Below are 18,859 nucleotides of genomic sequence, written 5' to 3'. Positions count from 1 at the left end.
AATTATAGCTTCTAACTTTTAGTCTTTAGTGATGTATATTTTTATAATTAGAATTGTCTCTTTGAGTATTAATTTTTTAACTATCAATTACTTCGTTAATAAATATTTATTTAACTCATGGCCATTTCAAAAAAGTTTCAGATATAAAATTAATAGAATAGATAAATCGTATAGTTAAGTTGCTCATCTTAAAGAGAGTTTATTCAGTTTTAATAGCTACTTTTATGCAACAGAGCCTTTCAGAAATTTAGATTTTAATAGATTTGTTATTCATCATAATACAAATCATATAGAGAACTCGTACAAACCCTTTATTAGAGGTTTAAAAATTCTCGGAAAATTTTGACAATTTATAAGGTGGACACATGAATAAACATTTACTGGCAAAAATTGCTTTATTAGGCGCCGCTCAGCTAGTTACACTCAATTCAGCATTTGCTGATGTTCCTCTTACTCCATCTCAATTCGCTAAAGCAAAAACAGAAAACTTTGACAAAAAAGTTATTCTATCTAATTTAAATAAGCCACATGCTTTGTTGTGGGGGCCTGATAATCAAATTTGGTTAACAGAGCGCGCAACAGGTAAGATTTTAAGAGTGAATCCAGAGTCGGGTAGTGTAAAAACAGTTTTTCAGGTGCCTGAGATTGTAAATGATGCTGATGGACAAAATGGTTTGTTAGGCTTTGCTTTCCATCCTGATTTTAAAAATAATCCTTATATCTACATTTCAGGTACATTTAAAAATCCGAAATCTACAGATAAAGAATTGCCTAATCAAACTATTATTCGTCGTTATACCTATAATAAATCAACAGATACGCTCGAGAAGCCAGTAGATTTATTGGCAGGATTACCATCATCGAAAGACCATCAGTCTGGTCGTCTTGTCATTGGTCCAGATCAAAAGATTTATTATACGATTGGTGACCAAGGGCGTAACCAGCTTGCTTATTTGTTCTTGCCAAATCAAGCACAGCACACGCCAACTCAACAAGAACTGAATGGCAAAGACTATCACACCTACATGGGTAAAGTACTACGCTTAAATCTTGATGGAAGTATTCCAAAGGATAATCCAAGTTTTAATGGGGTGGTTAGCCATATTTATACACTCGGACATCGTAATCCACAGGGCTTAGCATTCACTCCAAATGGTAAATTGTTGCAGTCTGAACAAGGCCCAAACTCTGACGATGAAATTAACCTTATTGTCAAAGGTGGCAACTATGGTTGGCCGAACGTAGCAGGTTATAAAGACGATAGTGGCTATGCTTATGCAAACTATTCAGCAGCAGCCAATAAAACAATTAAGGATTTAGCTCAGAACGGAGTAAAAGTAGCCGCAGGGGTTCCTGTGACGAAAGAATCTGAATGGACTGGTAAAAACTTTGTCCCACCATTAAAAACTTTATATACCGTGCAAGATACCTACAACTATAACGATCCAACTTGTGGAGAGATGACTTATATTTGTTGGCCAACAGTTGCGCCGTCATCTGCCTATGTCTATAAGGGCGGTAAAAAAGCAATTACTGGTTGGGAAAATACATTATTGGTTCCATCTTTAAAACGCGGTGTTATTTTCCGTATTAAGTTAGATCCAACTTATAGCACGACTTATGATGATGCTGTACCGATGTTTAAGAGCAACAACCGTTATCGTGATGTGATTGCAAGTCCAGATGGGAACGTTTTATATGTATTAACTGATACTGCCGGAAATGTCCAAAAAGATGATGGCTCAGTAACAAATACATTAGAAAACCCAGGATCTCTAATTAAGTTTACCTATAAGGCTAAGTAATACAGCCCATTAAAAAACCGATCTATAAAGATCGGTTTTTTAGCTTTAGAAAATTATTCAGTTACGACTAATACTGGTAAATGAATTTCTCCTAAAAGGGCTTGAGTCACACTTCCTAAGAAGAACTTTTTAAACCCTTTTCGCCCATGCGAGCCAATCACTAATAAATCTGCTTTTAGCTCATTAGCTGCTTTAATAATTTCTGTGTGGATTGTTTGACCCTCAACAATTTTTGTTTCAACAGAAATTCCATGTTGGCTAAATTGTTCTTTAGCTTGGTCTAAAATGCTCTGAATCGATGCTCTAGCTTTATTAAAATAATCCTGTGCTAATTCTGTACTATCAATGAATTCTACAGAAATGAAAGGATCTATAGTAAGCGCATATACTAGAGTCACTTTACTGCCAAAGGCCTTTGCAATTGCTGTTGCATGATTAACGGCAATAAGTGAAGTAGGAGAACCATCGACTGGAACCAAGATATGGTGATAACTCATATATTGCTCCTTATTGTCTTGTGACAATGTATGGTGTGGAAACACCGAAATTATTATCTTTATGTTTATATTATGAACAGTTTTTAAAAAATTATTGTTTATTTTTAGTATGAGTAAAAACTAAAAGGTTTATTAAACCTCTTATTTTCAAAGATTGTAATGACTTTCTAAGTAAGGCTGATTTTGTTTAAGTATGGAAATAACCTGAGTAGCATCTATAGCAGATTCAAACAAGAATCCTTGACCTATGTTATAACCAAATTGTCGAAGCAGTTCTTCTTGTTCTGGAGTTTCAATTCCTTCAGCGATAAGCCCGAGTGATAAATTTGGAGCGAGTAAACCAATTGCTTGGACAATTGCATAAATTGATGGGTCATGTTGCATCTTTTGGATAAAGCTACAATCTACTTTTAAACTGTCAATCGGGTAATCGCGAATATGGGTTAGCGATGAGAATCCAGTCCCAAAGTCGTCAAGTGCAATACGTACCCCATGCTGTTTTAATTTATTAAGTGCACGGATCACATATTCCGAGCCTCGGTCGCCTAGCATGTGCTCAGTGACTTCCACTTCAATATAATGCGTTGGTATTTGAAATTGATTAATCTTTTTCAAAAGTCTCTCAGCATAATTATCTCTTAAGAACTCAACTGGTGCAGCATTTAGTGAAACAGGGAGAGGGGTAATACCAAGAGTTATCCATTTGGCGATATCACGTAAAACTTGATGTTGCATCGTTTCACCGATCTTACTCGCTAAATTATAATCTTTAAAAGCTTCCGCAATTTGTGCAGGGTAGCCTCTTTGAGCTGAGGTTGTATGCCATCTTAATAAAGCTTCAAACCCCACTACACGATGAGTTCTTAAATCTACTTTAGGTTGATAATAAGGCTGGATGGTATGATGGCGAATCAGCTGACGAGCTAAATTAAGCTGAGAAGCGACAGTTTCAGTCATTTGCATCATGCATGGATCATACATGCGAATACCACCACGACCACGCGCTTTTAAATCATGCAATGCCATATCGGCACAACTGAGCAAACCTGACTGGTCTACGGCATCTTGCGGGTAAATTGCGCAGCCAATGCTCATCCCACCATTTAAGACATTACCTAAATAGGTAATCGGCTGATTTAACTGTTGAAGTAAAATGGCTGCTAACTCTCGGACATCATTTTCAGAATTAAGGTTATTAATAATAACCGCAAATTCGTCTCCGCCTAGTCGCGCGACAAAGCACTTTTCATCATCTACACAATGACTAAAGCGTTTGGAGAGAACTTTTAATAGATGATCGCCTGCGCTATGCCCTAAAGTATCGTTAATATGTTTAAAGTGGTCGAGGTCAATTAAAAGTAACCCTACACTTGTTTGAGTGTCTTTTGAATATGAGAGAGTACGCTTAAGTTGAAATTTAAATGAACGCCGATTATATAATCCGGTCAGTTCATCTCTCTCACTCATATTCCTAAGCTGGTTTTCTGCCAAATGTTGTTGAGTAACATTACGTGAGACACAAAGGATTTGTCCAATTTCACCATTTTCCCGATGAATCGGGGTAAGCATATTATCCCAATACTCAGGATCCTGATCTGGCAAACAGCTCATTCCTGCAAATCTAGCAACTTTACCTTGAAGAGCTTTTTTCAAAGCGACTCGACCGCGTTTACGAATGTGCGGTGGTAATAGTTCGAGCCATTTCATTCCAAATTCTGTTTCATCAACAGGTACACCTAAAGCGAGGCACCCTGATTTGTTCATGTGAGAAAGTGTGCCGTCTACATTTAAAACTTTAATGCAATCTACACTGATATCTAACATCTGATTTTGTATTTCAATGTTCTTTTGCAAGTTTTGTTGTTCTTGAATATCGTGATCTATATCTAAAAAGCTAACATACCATTCGCTAGTTTGTGAGGAGCTGCGATACTTAGATGCTTGAATCGATAGTTTGCACCATCTATATTGATTTCCAGCTCGTAAAAGTCGACATTTTAATTCGATTCTTTTTTGTAGGCGAATTGCTTCGAGCCATCTGTTTTTGACTTCATCTAAATCGGTAGGATAAATAAAATCTAGCCATTGCGCTGGCAATGGAGAAAAAGTATCCAACCAATATTCTGTACACTCTATATTGCAATATAATATCAAGCCATTTTCATCACTCACCCAAGTTGGGAGTGGAATTTGCTCAACAATAAAATGCTTTTGGGTGTTGTTCGACATTGAAGTCATAACATGCCTAGAAAGATTGTGTTGATTAATCTATTTATTAGCCATTATTGTAATCTTTCTGTAGTAAGCAAAACAGCAAATAATAAATTTTATGTGTATTTTTTTTGAACTAAAATTGAGTTATTAAAACTAATATATACTAAAGATTTAATTTATGTTTTTGTTATTTATTAATTTTTATTTATCTTTCTTTAAAAAAATATTTATGCTTATTTTTGTAAAAAACTTATTAAAACAGCAGCTTATAATTATGCATATATATTTGTCATATTAAAAATAAAACTAAGAAAGTAGAAGGAGTAAAGATAAAAAATAAAGAATTTGATAAATCAAATTTTATTCATAATATAAACAAAGAAGCTCTCAAAAGAGGTTAATTAAATACAATAATCGCTATTAAGTTTACAAAAGTAATATAAAATAATAGCTTGTATTATCGTAAAATTCTTTTTGTCAAAAAGGATATATATTTCCTTTTTGTGCATTTTATAGCCTACATTTTCCCCAAGATGTAGGTTTTTTTTATGCATAATTTTTATAGATTTTAATTATAAAAATAAAAAAAGCCAAAATGGCTTTTTATACAGTTTCTGGCTTGTTCAACTGTTGTTGTATGTACAGATTCATATAGTACTGTTCGATATAATCATCAGCATAGTTGTTTGCTAAGGTTTTTGTTGCCACTTGCTCATGTTTTAAATAGCAGTTTGATTCAAGGTCTTTTTCAAGTACCCACCAGCTACGGTTAATACGACGTACCTGAAATTTGTCACTTTTGTATTTTCTTTTAGCCATTTTCCGAAATTTGCTATTCAGTTATTGAAAGAGAATTTCTACTGGAGTTAAGAGCTCAAGTCAACAGATAGAAGGTTAATTGATTATTTTATGTGGGATGCCATTTCTCTCAATATTAAAGTAGAGACATTAAAATAGTTAAGCTCTCATAATGAGAGCTTAACTATTGGGTATAAATAGATTCTTATTTCATCTTAGCGAGAAAGGTTTTTTAAAAGTAATTTTAAACTTTCCATCATTTTTTCTAGCTGTAAGGGAGTAATACCTTCAAAAGACTGCTCAAGTACTACACTTGTAAGATCATTGATCTTGTTGATCATTTCAGTCCCTTTTTCTGTAAGTACTACACGAGTGATACGACCATCAGTTTGGCAAGAGTAAGTTTCAACCAAACCTTCATCTTTCAAACGATAAACAATTTTTGTGGTAGTCGACATTTTTGAAATAATCATATCTGAGAGTTCAGAAACACTTGCATGGGGCTTGCTGCTTAAAGCCAACATGATGCGTCGACGTGAGTTATCTAAACCATATTTTTTTAAAGCATTATCAATGTTTTGTACATATTGAGCATGTACTTGAGTAATCCAATAATATGGAAAATCTTCAAGAGTAAAAGATTCTGTTGTAGGTAAAAAACGCGCATACTTCTTTGTCATTGACTTTTCCCCATACCTTGGTGGATCGCATTCCTGGTGAACTATCTTTAATAGTTGAAAAATATAGTTTCATCAAGCAAGTTATAGCAGGACTTTACTTGATGAGCAAAAGTTATATAGCTTCATTTAACAATGACATGGTTTAATTGTCCTTAACTTTATAAAGCGTTCCTATAACTTTACGAACTTTAAATACTCTTCAGCTATAATCAAAGATTATTAAAGGTAAAAACTGTTTAACAAAGCCGTACCTGAAACTCTTTGAGTGGATATGTAAGATTGCATCTAAGCTTGCTTGATCGTTAATTGAACGATATTGCTTGCAAGGGCATCGTAGAAAAAAAATTATGATTTGAACGTGGCATTGAACGAGAAAGTTTTTGTCTCTAAAGTCATAACTATGAAAAATCAAGATATTTAAATAAAAAATATTTATATATATCATGACATTATATTGTTTTGGTGTGAGAGAAATTTACCATACATTTAACATGAAACATCTATTATTTAGTAAAATAAAATTAGATTTCTATATTAAATATCTGATTTTTATTAATAAATTTCAAACATTATTTTAAATACTAAGCTTTTGAAATAGAGGTATTTTTGTCTATAAATTATAATTTCAATAAATTTTATCCATTAAATTTCAAAAGAGCCAATCTAACCGTAATACTCGCAGAAGAAGTGCCCACAAAGATTATGGCAAGAGCTATTCAGATTAAATGATTTAAGTCTCAGAGAAAGAGAATTAAATATTAAAAACTCTCAGTTTAAATTTTTATGAGATCAGGCACATATAATTTATAAAAAAGGGAGAATTTATATTCTCCCTTTTTAATTATGCAGTGGTCACAGCTTTTTCTTCTATTTTTTTCTTAACAATCGCATAGCTTATCCCTGTAACGATACTACCAGCAGCAATTGCAGCAAGATATAACCAAGCATGATTAATCGCATTGGGAATTAAAAGAACAAATACACCGCCGTGAGGAGTAACCAACTCACAATGGAATAGGGCAACGAGTGCTCCAGTCACAGCTCCACCTAAAATGCAAGTTGGAATAACACGCATTGGGTCTTTAGCTGCAAAGGGAATAGCACCTTCAGAAATAAAACATAAACCTAATACGAAAGCTGCTTTTCCGGCATCTTTCTCTCCAGTACTAAATTTATTCCTAGCAATGAAAGTTGCAATAGCCATACCAATAGCAGGGACCATGCCGCCTGCCATCGTGGCTGCCATAGGCATATAAGTATTTGTTGTCAGCAGTCCAACAGTAAAAGCGTAGGCTGCTTTATTGATTGGACCACCCAAATCAATACACATCATGCTTGCTAATATAATGCCCATTAACACGGCATTTGTTGTACCCATATTGTTTAGGAAGTCTTTCATTAGCTCAAAAATATGTGCTACTGGCTGACCCACCACGTAGAACATAATCAGACCAACAAATAAAGTACCTAATAGCGGAATAATTAAAATAGGTTTAAGTGCTTCTAAACTTGTAGGAAGTTTGAGTTTTTTTGCAATAAAAAGCGCGATATAGCCAGCAAGAAAACCTGAGACAATACCTCCTAAAAAACCTGCTTGTAACTGAGAAGCAAGTAGGCCGCCAATTAAACCAGGTGCGAGGCCAGGACGATCAGCAATCGAGTAGGCGATATAACCAGATAACATTGGAACCATAAGCATAAATGCAGCGGCACCAATTTGTTTTAATATAGCCGGTAAGCTGCCTGCTTGTTCAGCTGCATTAAGGCCAAAGCATAAAGACAGAGCAATTAAAAGACCTCCCGCCACCACCATAGGTAACATATAAGAGACACCCGTTAAGAGATGTTTATATACGCCAACTTTTTCGGTTTTATCTTTGTTTTCTGCAGAAGTTTGTTGCTTACCTTGTTCTAAAACTTGCGCATTACTGATTGCCTCAGCAAAAGCTTTATCTGTTTGCTTTAGAGCAAAACCTGTACTACATTTATAAACACGCTTACCTACAAAACGGTCTGTATTAACTTCAATGTCAGTCGCAAGAATGACGATGTCCGCATCAGCAATAGTTTGAGGTGATAAAATATTTTTTGCGCCAACGGAACCTTGAGTTTCTACTTCAATGTCATAACCATGTTTTTCTGCGCCTTGCTGTAAAGCTTCGGCGGCCATAAAAGTATGCGCGACACCCGTAGGACACGCAGTGATCGCAACAAATTTTTTAGCTGTAGATGCTGATACGTTATTATCATTTTGCCAGTCTTGAGCAGATTTAAAATGATCTAAAGCAGTTTGAAGAGCTGAATCAGTATCACTTTTGATCTCTTCAATGTTAACGAAAGATAAAGGGTGTGTACCAAAAATATTAAGATTTTTCGGGCGTTGTCCAACAACGATAATTTGGTCAAAGCTTTCATTCACCTCGAATTCATCAAGCGAAATAATGCTGTTTTGATAACCCTGTTGAGACGCGACTTGTGCAAGCTTACGAGCTAAAATCAAAGCATTGACTTGCTGTTGCGGACTATTAATAACAAATAATAAACGTTTAGCAGTTGGCATCAGATTCACTCAATGAATTGATTATAGTTTGGGCTTGTAATTGGTTTAGCTTTTCAGCATTAGGAATACGAAAGCCTATTTGTGTTACAGCGTGGCTTGCAATTGCGGTAGCAGTCTTTAATGTTTCTTCGGCAGAGAAGCCACTTAATAAGCCATGAATCATACCTGCTAAAAGAGAGTCACCCGCACCAACTGTACTTTTAACTATCACTTTAGGTGCTGTGGCATGAAGTGGGTGAGTGTCATGTAACCAGTTTACACCGTCTTCACCCATCGAAATAACGATATGTTCAATTTTAGCTAAGTTTGCAAAAAGTTTTTTTTGTTCAGCATAGGTGGTAGCAGGAAGCTGATAACTTTCTACTAACTCATCTGTATTTGGTTTAATCATCCAAGGTTGACATTCAATTGCAGCAACCAACGCTTTACCACTTGTATCTAGTGCAACTTTTTTCCCTTGCGCTTGAATGAGTTTAATAAGTTGTTGTAACTCATCAACACTAAAACCTTGTGGAAGGCTCCCGGCAATGGCAACCACATCTACCAGAGGCAAAATCATTTCAATTTTTTGGAAGAGGTGCTTCTTATCTAGTTCAGATACGAAAAAACCTTTTCCATTTAAATCTGTTATACGTCCTGAATGTTCAGCAATTTTTATATTTTGGCGAGTTTCACCTTCAATATAAATAAATTCAGATTGAAATTGAGCTTCTTTAAAATGGTCATCGAAAATCTGTCTATTTGTTGCTCCTAGAAAACCAGAAACAACAACTTCATGCCCCAAATCTTTTAAAACTTGTGCAATATTTAAACCTTTGCCTGCCGCATGTATTTCTACAGACTCTTGGCGGTTTACTTGACCTATCTGTAACTCTTTGAGTTGTATAGTCACATCAATTGCAGGATTTAAAGTAATTGTTAAAACTTTAGCCATTACCATTCCTAATCTTTACATTTCTTGTTCGGATAACTGACGTACAGCAGTAGCGCTATCACATTCAAGTGCACGCTTAGCGAGCACTTGAGCTTGGCTGTATTTAAGTGTACGAATTTGGGCTTTAACCAAAGGAATACTATTTGGTGACATACTAAGCTCATCTACTCCTAAGCCCATCAGAATAGGCACAGCTTTTGGATCGGCTGCGAGTTCACCACATATACCAACCCATTTGCCATACTTATGTGCAGCTTTTACAGTTTGATCAATCAATTGTAAAATACTTGGGTGGAGGCCATCTGCTTCAGCCGAGAGGATAGGGTGACCACGGTCAATAGCTAAAGTATATTGAGTTAAATCATTTGTTCCGATACTGAAAAAGTCCACTTCTTTCGCGAGAATAGGTGCAAGTAAAGCAGCAGAAGGAACTTCAATCATGATACCAACTTGTAAGTTGGTGCATGGATGTGCAGCTTTAACTTCATCAAGAATAGTTTTTGCAGCACGCCATTCTTCTACACGGCCAATCATTGGAAACATGATTCGTAAAGGACGATCATCTGCAGCTTTAAGCAAAGCAATAAGTTGTTGACGCAACAGCTCTGGCTGTCTTAGCGTTAAACGGATACCTCTTAGACCTAAAAATGGATTTTCTTCTTCAGCAATTGGAAGGTAAGGGAGTGGTTTGTCACCACCTACATCTAGCGTACGTACTACGAGTGGTCGGCCCGCTAGGGCATCTAAAACAACACGATAATCTGCTTCTTGGGTAGCTTCGCTCGGAGCGCTACTATGCGCCATAAAAACAAGCTCAGTCCTGAGTAGGCCAATGGCTTCAGCGCCACATTCTACCGCATGGGCTGTTGCTTGAACTTTTCCTAAATTGGCAGCAATTTCGATTTGATGTTGATCTAAAGTAATTGCAGGTTCTTGGCTATGACGTTCAGCTTCTTCACGAATTTTTTTCTGAAGCTCTCGTTCTTGTTTTGCTTGTTCGATTTGTTGAGCATTGGGATTTAAGATAAAAGCTCCAGTATCTCCATTAATTAAAAGAGAATTTTTTTGCTCAATATCTAGTACTTGATCACCAGCCCCAACAATTGCAGGGATACCTAAAGCACGAGCAACAATAGCACTATGAGCGCTTGCACCACCTACAGCTGTCAAAATACCTGCTACACGATCTTTATTAAGTCGGGCTACATCACTTGGTCCTACGTCATACATGATCAGTATATAAGGTTCTTTAGGTTCTTCGATGATGACCTCACCGCAAAGTTGAGCCAAAACGCGATCACCAATATCACGTAAATCTGTAGCACGCTCAGCCAGTAATCGATCTGGTAAAGCTGCTTGCTCTTTGGCTGCTGTCTCAATATGTTCATGCCATGCAGCAGGGGCAGAAAGATTTAAGTTAATTTTTTGATAAACACCATTAATCAGATCTGGGTCGTCAAGCATTTCCAAATGTGCTTGGAAGATTTGCTTAATCTCAGCCACTTCAGATTTTGCAATAACTTGGTGAATATTGTTTTTAACAGCATGAAGCGCAATATCAAGTTTTTCTTTTTCTATTTTGACACTTAAGCCCATACGTTCATATTGGTAAACCTTTGGCTTAATTACATGTACAGGTCCGAAAGCTAAACCGCTTGAAGCAGCAATTCCTGTATTTGAGCTAAGTGGTTTTGAATGGCTTGGGATTTCACTAGATTGCTCAATTTTAATGTCTGAAGATTGTATAGGTTCAACTTCTTCACCTAAGCCTTGTTGCACTGCCAAAATAACTTTATCTAAAGCTTCAACTGCATCCGTTTCTGGTTCGGCAATGAAACGTAAAGTTTGGCCACGTTTACAACCTAAAGCCAAGAGACGTGTCAAACTTTTAGCAGAAACAAAATTTCCGTCATCTACTGCGACTTGAATATCACCTTGAAAACTTTTAGTTAAGTTCACTAAATGAGTTGCTGGTCGAGCATGTAATCCATGGGCATTGGCTAATACAACCGAACGGTGAGGCCAATCTGGAATAACATCTGCACCAATGATTTTAGCAATTTCATTTGGTGCTTGTGTTTGGTCTAATTGCGCAACTTGCTCTGGATTAAATAGAATATCAATCAGTCGATTAAATCTCTGACTATCTAATTGCTCATTGGCAGCTATACACACTAGTGTGTTTAATTTTTTTCCGTTTAGCTCTAGAGCATGGCGAGGTTTTACAATGCTGATCGCTGGTTGTTGAACAAACTTACTACTTGAAATAGACCAGATCTGATCTTGTAGTTGAATAACTTGATCAGGGTCAAGTGAACTTAGAAAACCGCACTTTACGAAATTGTGCTTTTTTAGAATCTGAGATGCAGACCAAAACAAATCTTCAATATCTTGAGATTCAATTTCAGTTTGAATTAAATTTTCATGCAAAGTTAAAGATAATGGTTGAGCTTGTAAGATTTCAATAATTTGTTCAGGTTGTTTAGCATTTTTTACCTGTTCACTTACATCATGCATTAAAGCTCGAGTTAATATTTGTAGAACTTGTAAATGTTCATCAGATTTTGCTGCAATAACAACAGCTAAATAAATTCTGTTTTCACCATCCCATATAATTCCTTCTGGAAAGTGAGCTAAACGGATACCTGTTTTTAGAATAAATTCGCGAGATTGGGGTGTACCGTGGGGAATAGCAATGCCTTGACCTAAATAGGTGGCACTTTGTTGTTCGCGATTGATGAGTCCTGTAATGTAGTCAGGTGTAACTAACCCATCTTTTACCAATATATCTACTAGACACTGTAATGCATGCTTTTTATCAACAGCATGTTGATTCATATGAATATGTCGAGGCTCTAGTGCTAGCATACTTATCCTTGAACAATTTCTTTGGTTTAGCTAAACAGAAAAAAAGAAGCTGTTTGTATTAAAAATAGGTTAGTTTAACCGTTTTTAAACAACAGCTTCGTATAAATAACGATAGCAGAACTTTAAAGCTATATCGACGTATTTACGTAAATAATGCTTGTTTTTAATACAAAGGAATAGGTGGTTAATATATTTTGATTTCTTATGATAATTATTAGGTTAATAAACTAACTTTATAAAAGAAGTGGGTATTAATATTAAAAAAAACCTCTATACCGGATTACGGGTATAGAGGCAAAAGTAAAAGATCAATAGATTAGTGTTGGATTTCCTGTTCTAGGAGTGACCATAAGTTTTGATGTGATTTTTTAAACATTAGCATGTGCCCAATTGATTTATGCCCAAGTTTCATGGGATTTAGCTCTAGCATTTTTGTGGGCGCATTAGGATAAAGTTTTAATAAATCTTCAACGTTACGCTCGGTTGCAATTTCATCGTCACTTGCCCAAATTGAAGTAATAGGGCAGATAATTTCACTATGAAAATCATGATGGACTGTTTTACCTATAGCATTTTTCACATAGCCAGGATGGCTGCAAAATTCTCGCCACTGTTGGGCGACTTTTTTAGGTAAGTTTTCTCCCATTCCAATAAATTGAGTAGCACCATAACCTTTAAAAGCACTAGAAATTGGAAAGATGACATTGAACATTACCGGTGCTAAAAACTTGGTTTTACCTTTAAGACCTTTTACATGGCCAGTGGAACCTGCGACCGCGATAACTTTTGCTACTTTATGAAAATTAGGAACAATTCCTAATAGCTGCCCACCAGCACTGTGGCCAAGAAGGGTAACTTGTTCTGCTTTAGTTTTTTCTAATAACGTATCAATTGCACAAGGAATATCGAGAACTCCCCAATCATTAATACTTGCTGTACTTTGCTTCAAAGACCCGTGTAAAGAGCCTCCAATTCCACGGAAATCAAAGCTTAATACGTCATATCCTTGTTCGCTTAACCATGTAGCAAAAGAATGATAGAAGTTTTTAGTAATACCTGTTGCTGGACAGATCAATACGGGATTTGCTGATTTTGGGGATTGAGCTGGATAAAAATGTGCAGCAAGTTGATAACCATCTTTACAGGTCATCCAAAATGATTCAAAAGTGTTATCCATAATATTTCGTAGTGATTGGTTTATTGATATCTTTAATTTACACGAGTTCCGAAATGAAACTTGGTTAAAATATGACTATAAAGTCAATATTTATGTTATATAGCTCATTAAATTTGAATAAAACAAATAATTGGAAAAAAGATGGATTTACCAAAAGCTGTACAGCTCGCAATTGTGTTTAGTGGCATATTTTTATGGATAGGAATGTTAACTGGGGTATGGAAATATTGGCAAATACGCCGTTCAGAATTAAGTCGTGCTCATTATTATGTGGATATCGCTCATCGAAGTAGTTTGTTATATGCAGCTGCTAGCCTAATTTTAGCTGTATTAAGCTATTTTACTGTTTTAAATGAAAATATTACTTTATGGTGTGTATTCGCAAATATTCTATTTTTTAGTTTTTCAATTCTGGTTTATATCATACATGGCTATTTACAGGACACAACAAATCAATTCAAACGTCCTCACAAGCTAGGTCGTTTTAGCTTACCTTCATGGATGATGACTTTAATGATGGTGGGATTAATTTTGACTGAATTATTAGCTACAGCTATTTTAGTTATCGGAACAATTTTTTTATTTTTGGATGTATAAAAATGGATGATTGCTCATCCATTTTTTAAGTATTCAAGTTTTGTTGACTAAGACGTCTTTTAGCTAGTTTTCGCATCTTATGGTCGACAAAGGCCCACACACAAAATATGAAAGAAACAACCATCGCATACATAAAGTATTCGGGTTTCAGATTTCCTTTAATCATACCTTGAAACAGTAAAGTCAGCATAAGAGCAAGCGGTGTTACTCCATAAACAACTGAATCTTTGCTGTTCAGAGTGTTAATGAAGACTTGTTTGTTGAAATGTAATGATAACATCTCCATCCCTCCTTGTGGTTGCGCTAAAACCGAATGTTTTAGTCAAGAATAAGTTTAATGTTGTACTTCTATTTTTAATTCAATTCAATAGTGAATAGAAAATTTTTTGAACAGTTTTATAAAAAACTCTATGTTTATAAATGGTTAAGGTATTAAAAAAGTAAATATTAAATATTTTTGTATAAAATACTTAATATTTTAGAAAAGAGAAAATATTTTAATGAAAAGTGTAATAATTTCTCTTTTCTATCATTTCAGTTTAGCTGTTTTGTTTTTTTAAAAATGTATCAATCGCATGTTGAGCAATTTCTGCATCTTCAAAAGATTGGACACCAGAAACGCCAATCGCCCCTAAAATTTGCCCGTCATAAATAATGGGTTTTCCACCTTCTAACATTCCTTGAGCACTAGGCATACTTAAAAAACCTAAGCGTCCACTTTGCAGAAGTTCTTCATAAAATTTTGAAGGTCTACCTGATATTGAAGAGCATTTTGCTTTTTCTAAACATAAATGTGAGGATAAAGGTGAAGCACCATCTAAACGCTTCATCAACAGTAGAGAACTTGTTTCATCAACAATAGCGATACTGACTTTAAAGTTGTGTTCAATTGCATATTTTTGAGCTTCTTCCATTAAAAACTCTGCATCTGCTTGTGTTAGGTAATATTTACTTTTCATTGTTGCTCTTCTTTCCTAGTAAGCTAAAAATTATTTTAGTGTAATTTTACAGTAAAAACTGATTATATCTATAGTTGATTTGTCATTGAAAGTAGTGTGGAAATAAAATGCCGGTTGGGTAAACTCAGCATTTTATTCAATATATAAAATCATGTTTGGGTAAAACTCGATTTCAAAAAAGACACTAGATTAAATGTTTTTAAATTTAACTTTGTCGATAATTACGGTAATTGCTAGAACAACTAAAGATGGGATCAACCAAGCTAAGTTTTGTTCATTTAAAGGTAAATGTTGAAGAAAATTAGGTAAATAATCACCAAAACCAGCAACTTTAATACCGTCAATAATACCGAAAATTAAAGCAATACTTGTTACTGAACCGACAATAAAAGAAGGTTTGTGCCAAAATTTCCAAAAGAAGCTCAGCATAATCACAACAATTGCTGGTGGATAAATTGCACTTAAAACAGGTACTGATACAGCAATAAGTTTGGTTAATCCAAGATTAGAAATAATGAAAGAGAAACCAACTAAAATGAATACTAAAAGTTTGTAAGGCAACTTAGTTAACTGAGCAAAATACTCACCGCAAGCACAAGTTAAGCCAATTGCTGTCACCATACATGCTAGAAAAATTAGGCCAGTTAAGAATAATGAGCCCATATTGCCAAAAGCATGTTGAACATATGCATGTAAAATTACTGCACCATTTGCTGCATTTGGTGCAACTTCATGGCTACCTAAACCTAATTTAAACAAGCTTAAATAAACTAATGTAAGACCTGCACCAGAAATAAGACTGGCAGTAATCGCATACTTAGTGACTAATTTTTTATCGGTAACACCACGCGAATAAATCGCTTGAATAATTACGATACCGAATACTAGTGCGCCTAAAGTATCCATAGTGAGATAACCATTTACGAAACCTTCCGAAACTGGAGATTCAACGTAATGGTTGATTGGAGCAGGGACGTAACCCGCTGGGATCATAACTGCTGCAATACCTAAAATTGCTAAAGCAATAATTTTTAGGGGAGCAAGCACATGGCCAACAGTATCTAATAACTTGTTTGGATAAAGTGAAACTACAGTTACAAAGGAAAAATAAATTGCGCTGTAAATTAAAAGACTACTACTTGATGTTCCAAAATAAGATGAAAAACCAATTTCATAAGAAACAGTAGCTGTACGTGGAGTAGCAAATAAAGGGCCTACTGATAAATAACAAACAACGGTTAAAATCAGACTTGCTACTCGACCAAGAGGAGAGCTGATAATTTCAATGGAACCCTGCATACGAGAGAGTGCCATGATGGTAATTACAGGTAGACCAACTGCAGTAATCAAAAAGCCTATAGCGGCTAGCCATACATGATCACCGGCTTGTTGAGCGACAATGGGAGGAAAGATAATATTGCCAGCCCCAATAAAAAGAGCAAAGGTCATAAAACCTAGGGCAATAATATCTCCAGTACGAAGATGTTGCATAAATTAAAATTAATAAAAAAGAAGGAATTTTAGAGCAAAAGAGATCATGATCAAGCGGTATTTTATGTGAAAAAGATTTTTTTCAGAGCATAAAAAACTTTAATAGATATTAAAAATATCAACTGGTTAAGGTATGTATTTGAAAAACCATTGAAAGAAATTAGGAAATCATTTTTTGTCTCTGACTTTTTAGAGAAATTATGCAAAAATAAAAGTATGAATTTCTATTATGAGTGTTGAATATTTGGGCATTTAATGCTTCCAGCCTATCCTATATCCGTTCTAGAATATTCTAAATTAACTTACATTTTTGTAGGCGTGGTAAAAGCAGTGTCTACGAGGATAAAACTGAATGAGAGCTTCTACTGTTACAATAAAAACTGAACAAGATCTGGAAAAGTTAAGAGTTTCTGGACGCTTGGCTGCACAAGTTTTAGAAATGATAGGGGCATATATTAAACCGGGTGTATCTACTGAATATTTAGATAACCTATGTAATGATTATATTGTAAATACTCTAAAAGTTATTCCTGCGAATGTGGGATATCATGGTTTTACTAAAACAATATGTACATCAGTAAATGAAGTAGTTTGCCATGGAATTCCGTCACCGAATAAGATTTTAAAAGATGGCGATATTATTAATATTGATGTCGCAATTATTAAAGATGGCTATTTTGGTGATACGAGCCGCATGTATTTTGTGGGTGATGTAAACCCGCAAGCAAAAAAACTGGTTGATACAACTTATGAAGCGATGGTTGCTGGGATTCATGCTGTTAAGCCAGGAGCTACACTAGGCGATATTGGTTATGCTATTCAGTCAGTTGCTCATCGAGAAGGGTATAGCATTGTTCGAGAGTATTGTGGTCATGGGATTGGTAAGGTTTATCATGAACAACCTAATGTTTTACATTATGGACAGCGTGGCCAAGGCTTAGTATTAAAAAAAGGTATGGTCTTTACGATTGAACCGATGATTAATGCGGGTAGACCACAGGTTAAAGAATTAAATGACGGATGGACAGTTATTACTCAAGATCTTTCGTTATCTGCGCAATGGGAACACATGGTTGCTGTAACTGACACTGGCTTTGAACTCTTAACACCTTGGCCTGAAGGTGTAGGAAACTATCCTGCAATTTAAAAATAAAAAAAGTTCGATAATTATCGAACTTTTTTATTTTCATTCATTTTAATGCTCAGAAAGATGTTCTACTAAATAATCAATAAATACTCGTACAGCAGGTAGTAACCCTCGGCGTGATGGATATACGGCATGTAATATACCGTGAGGAGCTTTCCATTCCGGTAAAATTTGTACAAGCTGTCCAGATTTTAGAAAATCTTCTGCTGCGCTCTCAGGTAGTAAAGCGATCCCACAGTTTTGACTCGCTAATTGCGCCAACATATGGATATTTGTACCCATTACGATAGGGCTGACTTTGATTTTCTTTTGCTGATTGTCTGGACCATGCAAAAGAAATTGTTGATCAAGATGCTCTTCTGACAAACTTAAAATGCGATGCTCACTAAGTTGTTCTGGATTTTTTATATCTCCAAATTCATTCAGATATGCTTGACTTGCAAATAGACTCTGTTCAATAAGTGCAAACTGTCTAAGAACTAAACTTGGATCATCATCTAGTTTTGAGCGAACACGTAAAGCAATATCAATTCCTTCATTAATGACATCTACTCGACGATTGCTGACCATAAGTTGCAAACGAATTTCTGGATATTTTTTTAAGAAAGCAGGCAAAATCTTAGGCAGTTGATTTTGAGCAATATCAACAGGAACACTAACCTTTACAACACCTCTAGGTTGAATGCTTAAATGATCAACCAAATCATGAGCAGCCTGTGCAGCATTCATCATGACTTGAGCATGTCTATAAATATCCATCCCAATATCTGTAACAGCAAAATGACGAGAGCTGCGTTGAATCAGGCGAACGCCTAAGTTTTCTTCTAGGCTATATACACGACGACTTAGTTTTGATTTTGGTATATCCGTTACACGCTCAGCGGCACTAAAACCACCATGCTCAACGACGAGAGCAAAACAATAAAAATCATCAAGATCAGTGAGCATTAAAATATCCTATTTCTGCAACAACCATGATTTTACATTATTATTTTTGCAACGATAATTCTTAAACTAAATTTTTTGTAATTAAAACATATACTAAGATATTTCCTTCAACTGGGAATTTGAAATTATATTGTCATTACAATGTAATTTTATTGTGTGTTTTTTGATGAGTGGTTCTAGCCTT

At 35.3% G+C, this 18,859-nt stretch carries 15 protein-coding genes; 3 read left to right on the top strand and 12 right to left on the bottom strand.

Translation table 11 applies throughout. The annotated features are described in order from the left end of the window. The first annotated feature begins 365 nt into the window (after positions 1-365). Positions 366-1,805 carry a glucose/sorbosone family PQQ-dependent dehydrogenase gene (locus ACTJJG_RS00870; protein ID WP_069119868.1) on the top strand — a complete coding sequence of 480 codons (1,440 nt, stop codon included), beginning with the start codon at positions 366-368 and terminating at the stop codon, positions 1,803-1,805. A gap of 53 nt (positions 1,806-1,858) precedes the next feature. On the opposite strand, the gene ACTJJG_RS00865 is transcribed toward ACTJJG_RS00870, so the two are convergent. The 8 genes from ACTJJG_RS00865 to ACTJJG_RS00830 form a co-directional block, all read right to left on the bottom strand. Further along, positions 1,859-2,302 (bottom strand): universal stress protein, encoded by a 444-nt coding sequence (locus ACTJJG_RS00865; RefSeq protein ID WP_002120966.1) that lies wholly within the window; start codon positions 2,300-2,302, stop codon positions 1,859-1,861. 147 nt (positions 2,303-2,449) lie between these two features. After that, positions 2,450-4,540 (bottom strand): putative bifunctional diguanylate cyclase/phosphodiesterase, encoded by a 2,091-nt coding sequence (locus tag ACTJJG_RS00860; RefSeq protein ID WP_069119871.1) that lies wholly within the window; start codon positions 4,538-4,540, stop codon positions 2,450-2,452. A gap of 579 nt (positions 4,541-5,119) precedes the next feature. Then, entirely contained in the window at positions 5,120-5,335 is a 216-nt protein-coding gene (locus tag ACTJJG_RS00855; RefSeq protein ID WP_002120955.1) for a hypothetical protein, read from the bottom strand. A gap of 194 nt (positions 5,336-5,529) precedes the next feature. Then, the gene (locus ACTJJG_RS00850; protein ID WP_002121027.1) at positions 5,530-5,994 is read right to left on the bottom strand and encodes a MarR family winged helix-turn-helix transcriptional regulator; all 465 of its coding nucleotides are present in this window, start codon (positions 5,992-5,994) and stop codon (positions 5,530-5,532) included. Positions 5,995-6,835: 841 nt separating this feature from the next. After that, on the bottom strand, positions 6,836-8,554 hold the full coding sequence (locus ACTJJG_RS00845) for a fructose-specific PTS transporter subunit EIIC (RefSeq protein ID WP_069119876.1): 1,719 nt from the start codon (positions 8,552-8,554) through the stop codon (positions 6,836-6,838). After that, positions 8,541-9,488 carry a 1-phosphofructokinase gene (gene pfkB, locus ACTJJG_RS00840; RefSeq protein WP_069119879.1) on the bottom strand — a complete coding sequence of 316 codons (948 nt, stop codon included), beginning with the start codon at positions 9,486-9,488 and terminating at the stop codon, positions 8,541-8,543. Before pfkB ends, ACTJJG_RS00845 begins: the two co-directional genes overlap by 14 nt. A gap of 15 nt (positions 9,489-9,503) precedes the next feature. Continuing rightward, the gene (ptsP, locus tag ACTJJG_RS00835; protein ID WP_230445271.1) at positions 9,504-12,356 is read right to left on the bottom strand and encodes a phosphoenolpyruvate--protein phosphotransferase; all 2,853 of its coding nucleotides are present in this window, start codon (positions 12,354-12,356) and stop codon (positions 9,504-9,506) included. 316 nt (positions 12,357-12,672) lie between these two features. Continuing rightward, positions 12,673-13,533, bottom strand: coding sequence for an alpha/beta hydrolase family protein (locus tag ACTJJG_RS00830; protein WP_005068960.1), 861 nt, complete (start codon positions 13,531-13,533; stop codon positions 12,673-12,675). A 141-nt stretch (positions 13,534-13,674) separates the two neighbouring features. Here ACTJJG_RS00830 and ACTJJG_RS00825 point away from each other — a divergent pair, with 141 nt between their 5' ends. After that, a complete protein-coding gene (locus ACTJJG_RS00825) occupies positions 13,675-14,130 on the top strand; it encodes a hypothetical protein (protein WP_019767691.1) in 456 nt (151 codons plus the stop codon). A 25-nt stretch (positions 14,131-14,155) separates the two neighbouring features. Here ACTJJG_RS00825 and ACTJJG_RS00820 read toward each other — a convergent pair whose 3' ends face one another. The 3 genes from ACTJJG_RS00820 to brnQ form a co-directional block, all read right to left on the bottom strand. Then, positions 14,156-14,410 (bottom strand): hypothetical protein, encoded by a 255-nt coding sequence (locus ACTJJG_RS00820; RefSeq protein ID WP_005073940.1) that lies wholly within the window; start codon positions 14,408-14,410, stop codon positions 14,156-14,158. A gap of 259 nt (positions 14,411-14,669) precedes the next feature. After that, entirely contained in the window at positions 14,670-15,089 is a 420-nt protein-coding gene (locus ACTJJG_RS00815; protein ID WP_014206963.1) for a GlcG/HbpS family heme-binding protein, read from the bottom strand. A gap of 189 nt (positions 15,090-15,278) precedes the next feature. Beyond that, positions 15,279-16,580 carry a branched-chain amino acid transport system II carrier protein gene (gene brnQ, locus ACTJJG_RS00810; RefSeq protein ID WP_230445272.1) on the bottom strand — a complete coding sequence of 434 codons (1,302 nt, stop codon included), beginning with the start codon at positions 16,578-16,580 and terminating at the stop codon, positions 15,279-15,281. A gap of 352 nt (positions 16,581-16,932) precedes the next feature. Here brnQ and map point away from each other — a divergent pair, with 352 nt between their 5' ends. Further along, complete coding sequence (gene map, locus ACTJJG_RS00805; RefSeq protein ID WP_032003794.1) at positions 16,933-17,727, top strand: type I methionyl aminopeptidase; 795 nt, start codon at positions 16,933-16,935, stop codon at positions 17,725-17,727. Positions 17,728-17,775: 48 nt separating this feature from the next. On the opposite strand, the gene ACTJJG_RS00800 is transcribed toward map, so the two are convergent. Continuing rightward, entirely contained in the window at positions 17,776-18,675 is a 900-nt protein-coding gene (locus ACTJJG_RS00800; protein ID WP_002120927.1) for a LysR family transcriptional regulator, read from the bottom strand. Positions 18,676-18,859: the final 184 nt, after the last annotated feature.

This window comes from Acinetobacter sp. 22512, from assembly GCF_052044755.1.
Taxonomy (GTDB): domain Bacteria; phylum Pseudomonadota; class Gammaproteobacteria; order Pseudomonadales; family Moraxellaceae; genus Acinetobacter; species Acinetobacter pittii.
Note: the sequence above shows the minus strand (reverse complement) of the source record. Positions and strands in the feature narration are given on the sequence as shown.

What these genes read in the sequence shown, in the direction of transcription:
- ACTJJG_RS00850 (WP_002121027.1), bottom strand. Translation starts at nt 5,994, where the DNA reads ATGACAAAGAAGTATGCGCGTTTTTTACCTACAACAGAATCTTTTACT.
- ACTJJG_RS00855 (WP_002120955.1), bottom strand. Translation starts at nt 5,335, where the DNA reads ATGGCTAAAAGAAAATACAAAAGTGACAAATTTCAGGTACGTCGTATT.
- ACTJJG_RS00825 (WP_019767691.1), top strand. Translation starts at nt 13,675, where the DNA reads ATGGATTTACCAAAAGCTGTACAGCTCGCAATTGTGTTTAGTGGCATA.
- ACTJJG_RS00800 (WP_002120927.1), bottom strand. Translation starts at nt 18,675, where the DNA reads ATGCTCACTGATCTTGATGATTTTTATTGTTTTGCTCTCGTCGTTGAG.
- ACTJJG_RS00860 (WP_069119871.1), bottom strand. Translation starts at nt 4,540, where the DNA reads ATGACTTCAATGTCGAACAACACCCAAAAGCATTTTATTGTTGAGCAA.
- ACTJJG_RS00865 (WP_002120966.1), bottom strand. Translation starts at nt 2,302, where the DNA reads ATGAGTTATCACCATATCTTGGTTCCAGTCGATGGTTCTCCTACTTCA.
- ptsP (WP_230445271.1), bottom strand. Translation starts at nt 12,356, where the DNA reads ATGCTAGCACTAGAGCCTCGACATATTCATATGAATCAACATGCTGTT.
- ACTJJG_RS00830 (WP_005068960.1), bottom strand. Translation starts at nt 13,533, where the DNA reads ATGGATAACACTTTTGAATCATTTTGGATGACCTGTAAAGATGGTTAT.
- brnQ (WP_230445272.1), bottom strand. Translation starts at nt 16,580, where the DNA reads ATGCAACATCTTCGTACTGGAGATATTATTGCCCTAGGTTTTATGACC.
- ACTJJG_RS00845 (WP_069119876.1), bottom strand. Translation starts at nt 8,554, where the DNA reads ATGCCAACTGCTAAACGTTTATTATTTGTTATTAATAGTCCGCAACAG.
- ACTJJG_RS00870 (WP_069119868.1), top strand. Translation starts at nt 366, where the DNA reads ATGAATAAACATTTACTGGCAAAAATTGCTTTATTAGGCGCCGCTCAG.
- map (WP_032003794.1), top strand. Translation starts at nt 16,933, where the DNA reads ATGAGAGCTTCTACTGTTACAATAAAAACTGAACAAGATCTGGAAAAG.
- pfkB (WP_069119879.1), bottom strand. Translation starts at nt 9,488, where the DNA reads ATGGCTAAAGTTTTAACAATTACTTTAAATCCTGCAATTGATGTGACT.
- ACTJJG_RS00815 (WP_014206963.1), bottom strand. Translation starts at nt 15,089, where the DNA reads ATGAAAAGTAAATATTACCTAACACAAGCAGATGCAGAGTTTTTAATG.
- ACTJJG_RS00820 (WP_005073940.1), bottom strand. Translation starts at nt 14,410, where the DNA reads ATGTTATCATTACATTTCAACAAACAAGTCTTCATTAACACTCTGAAC.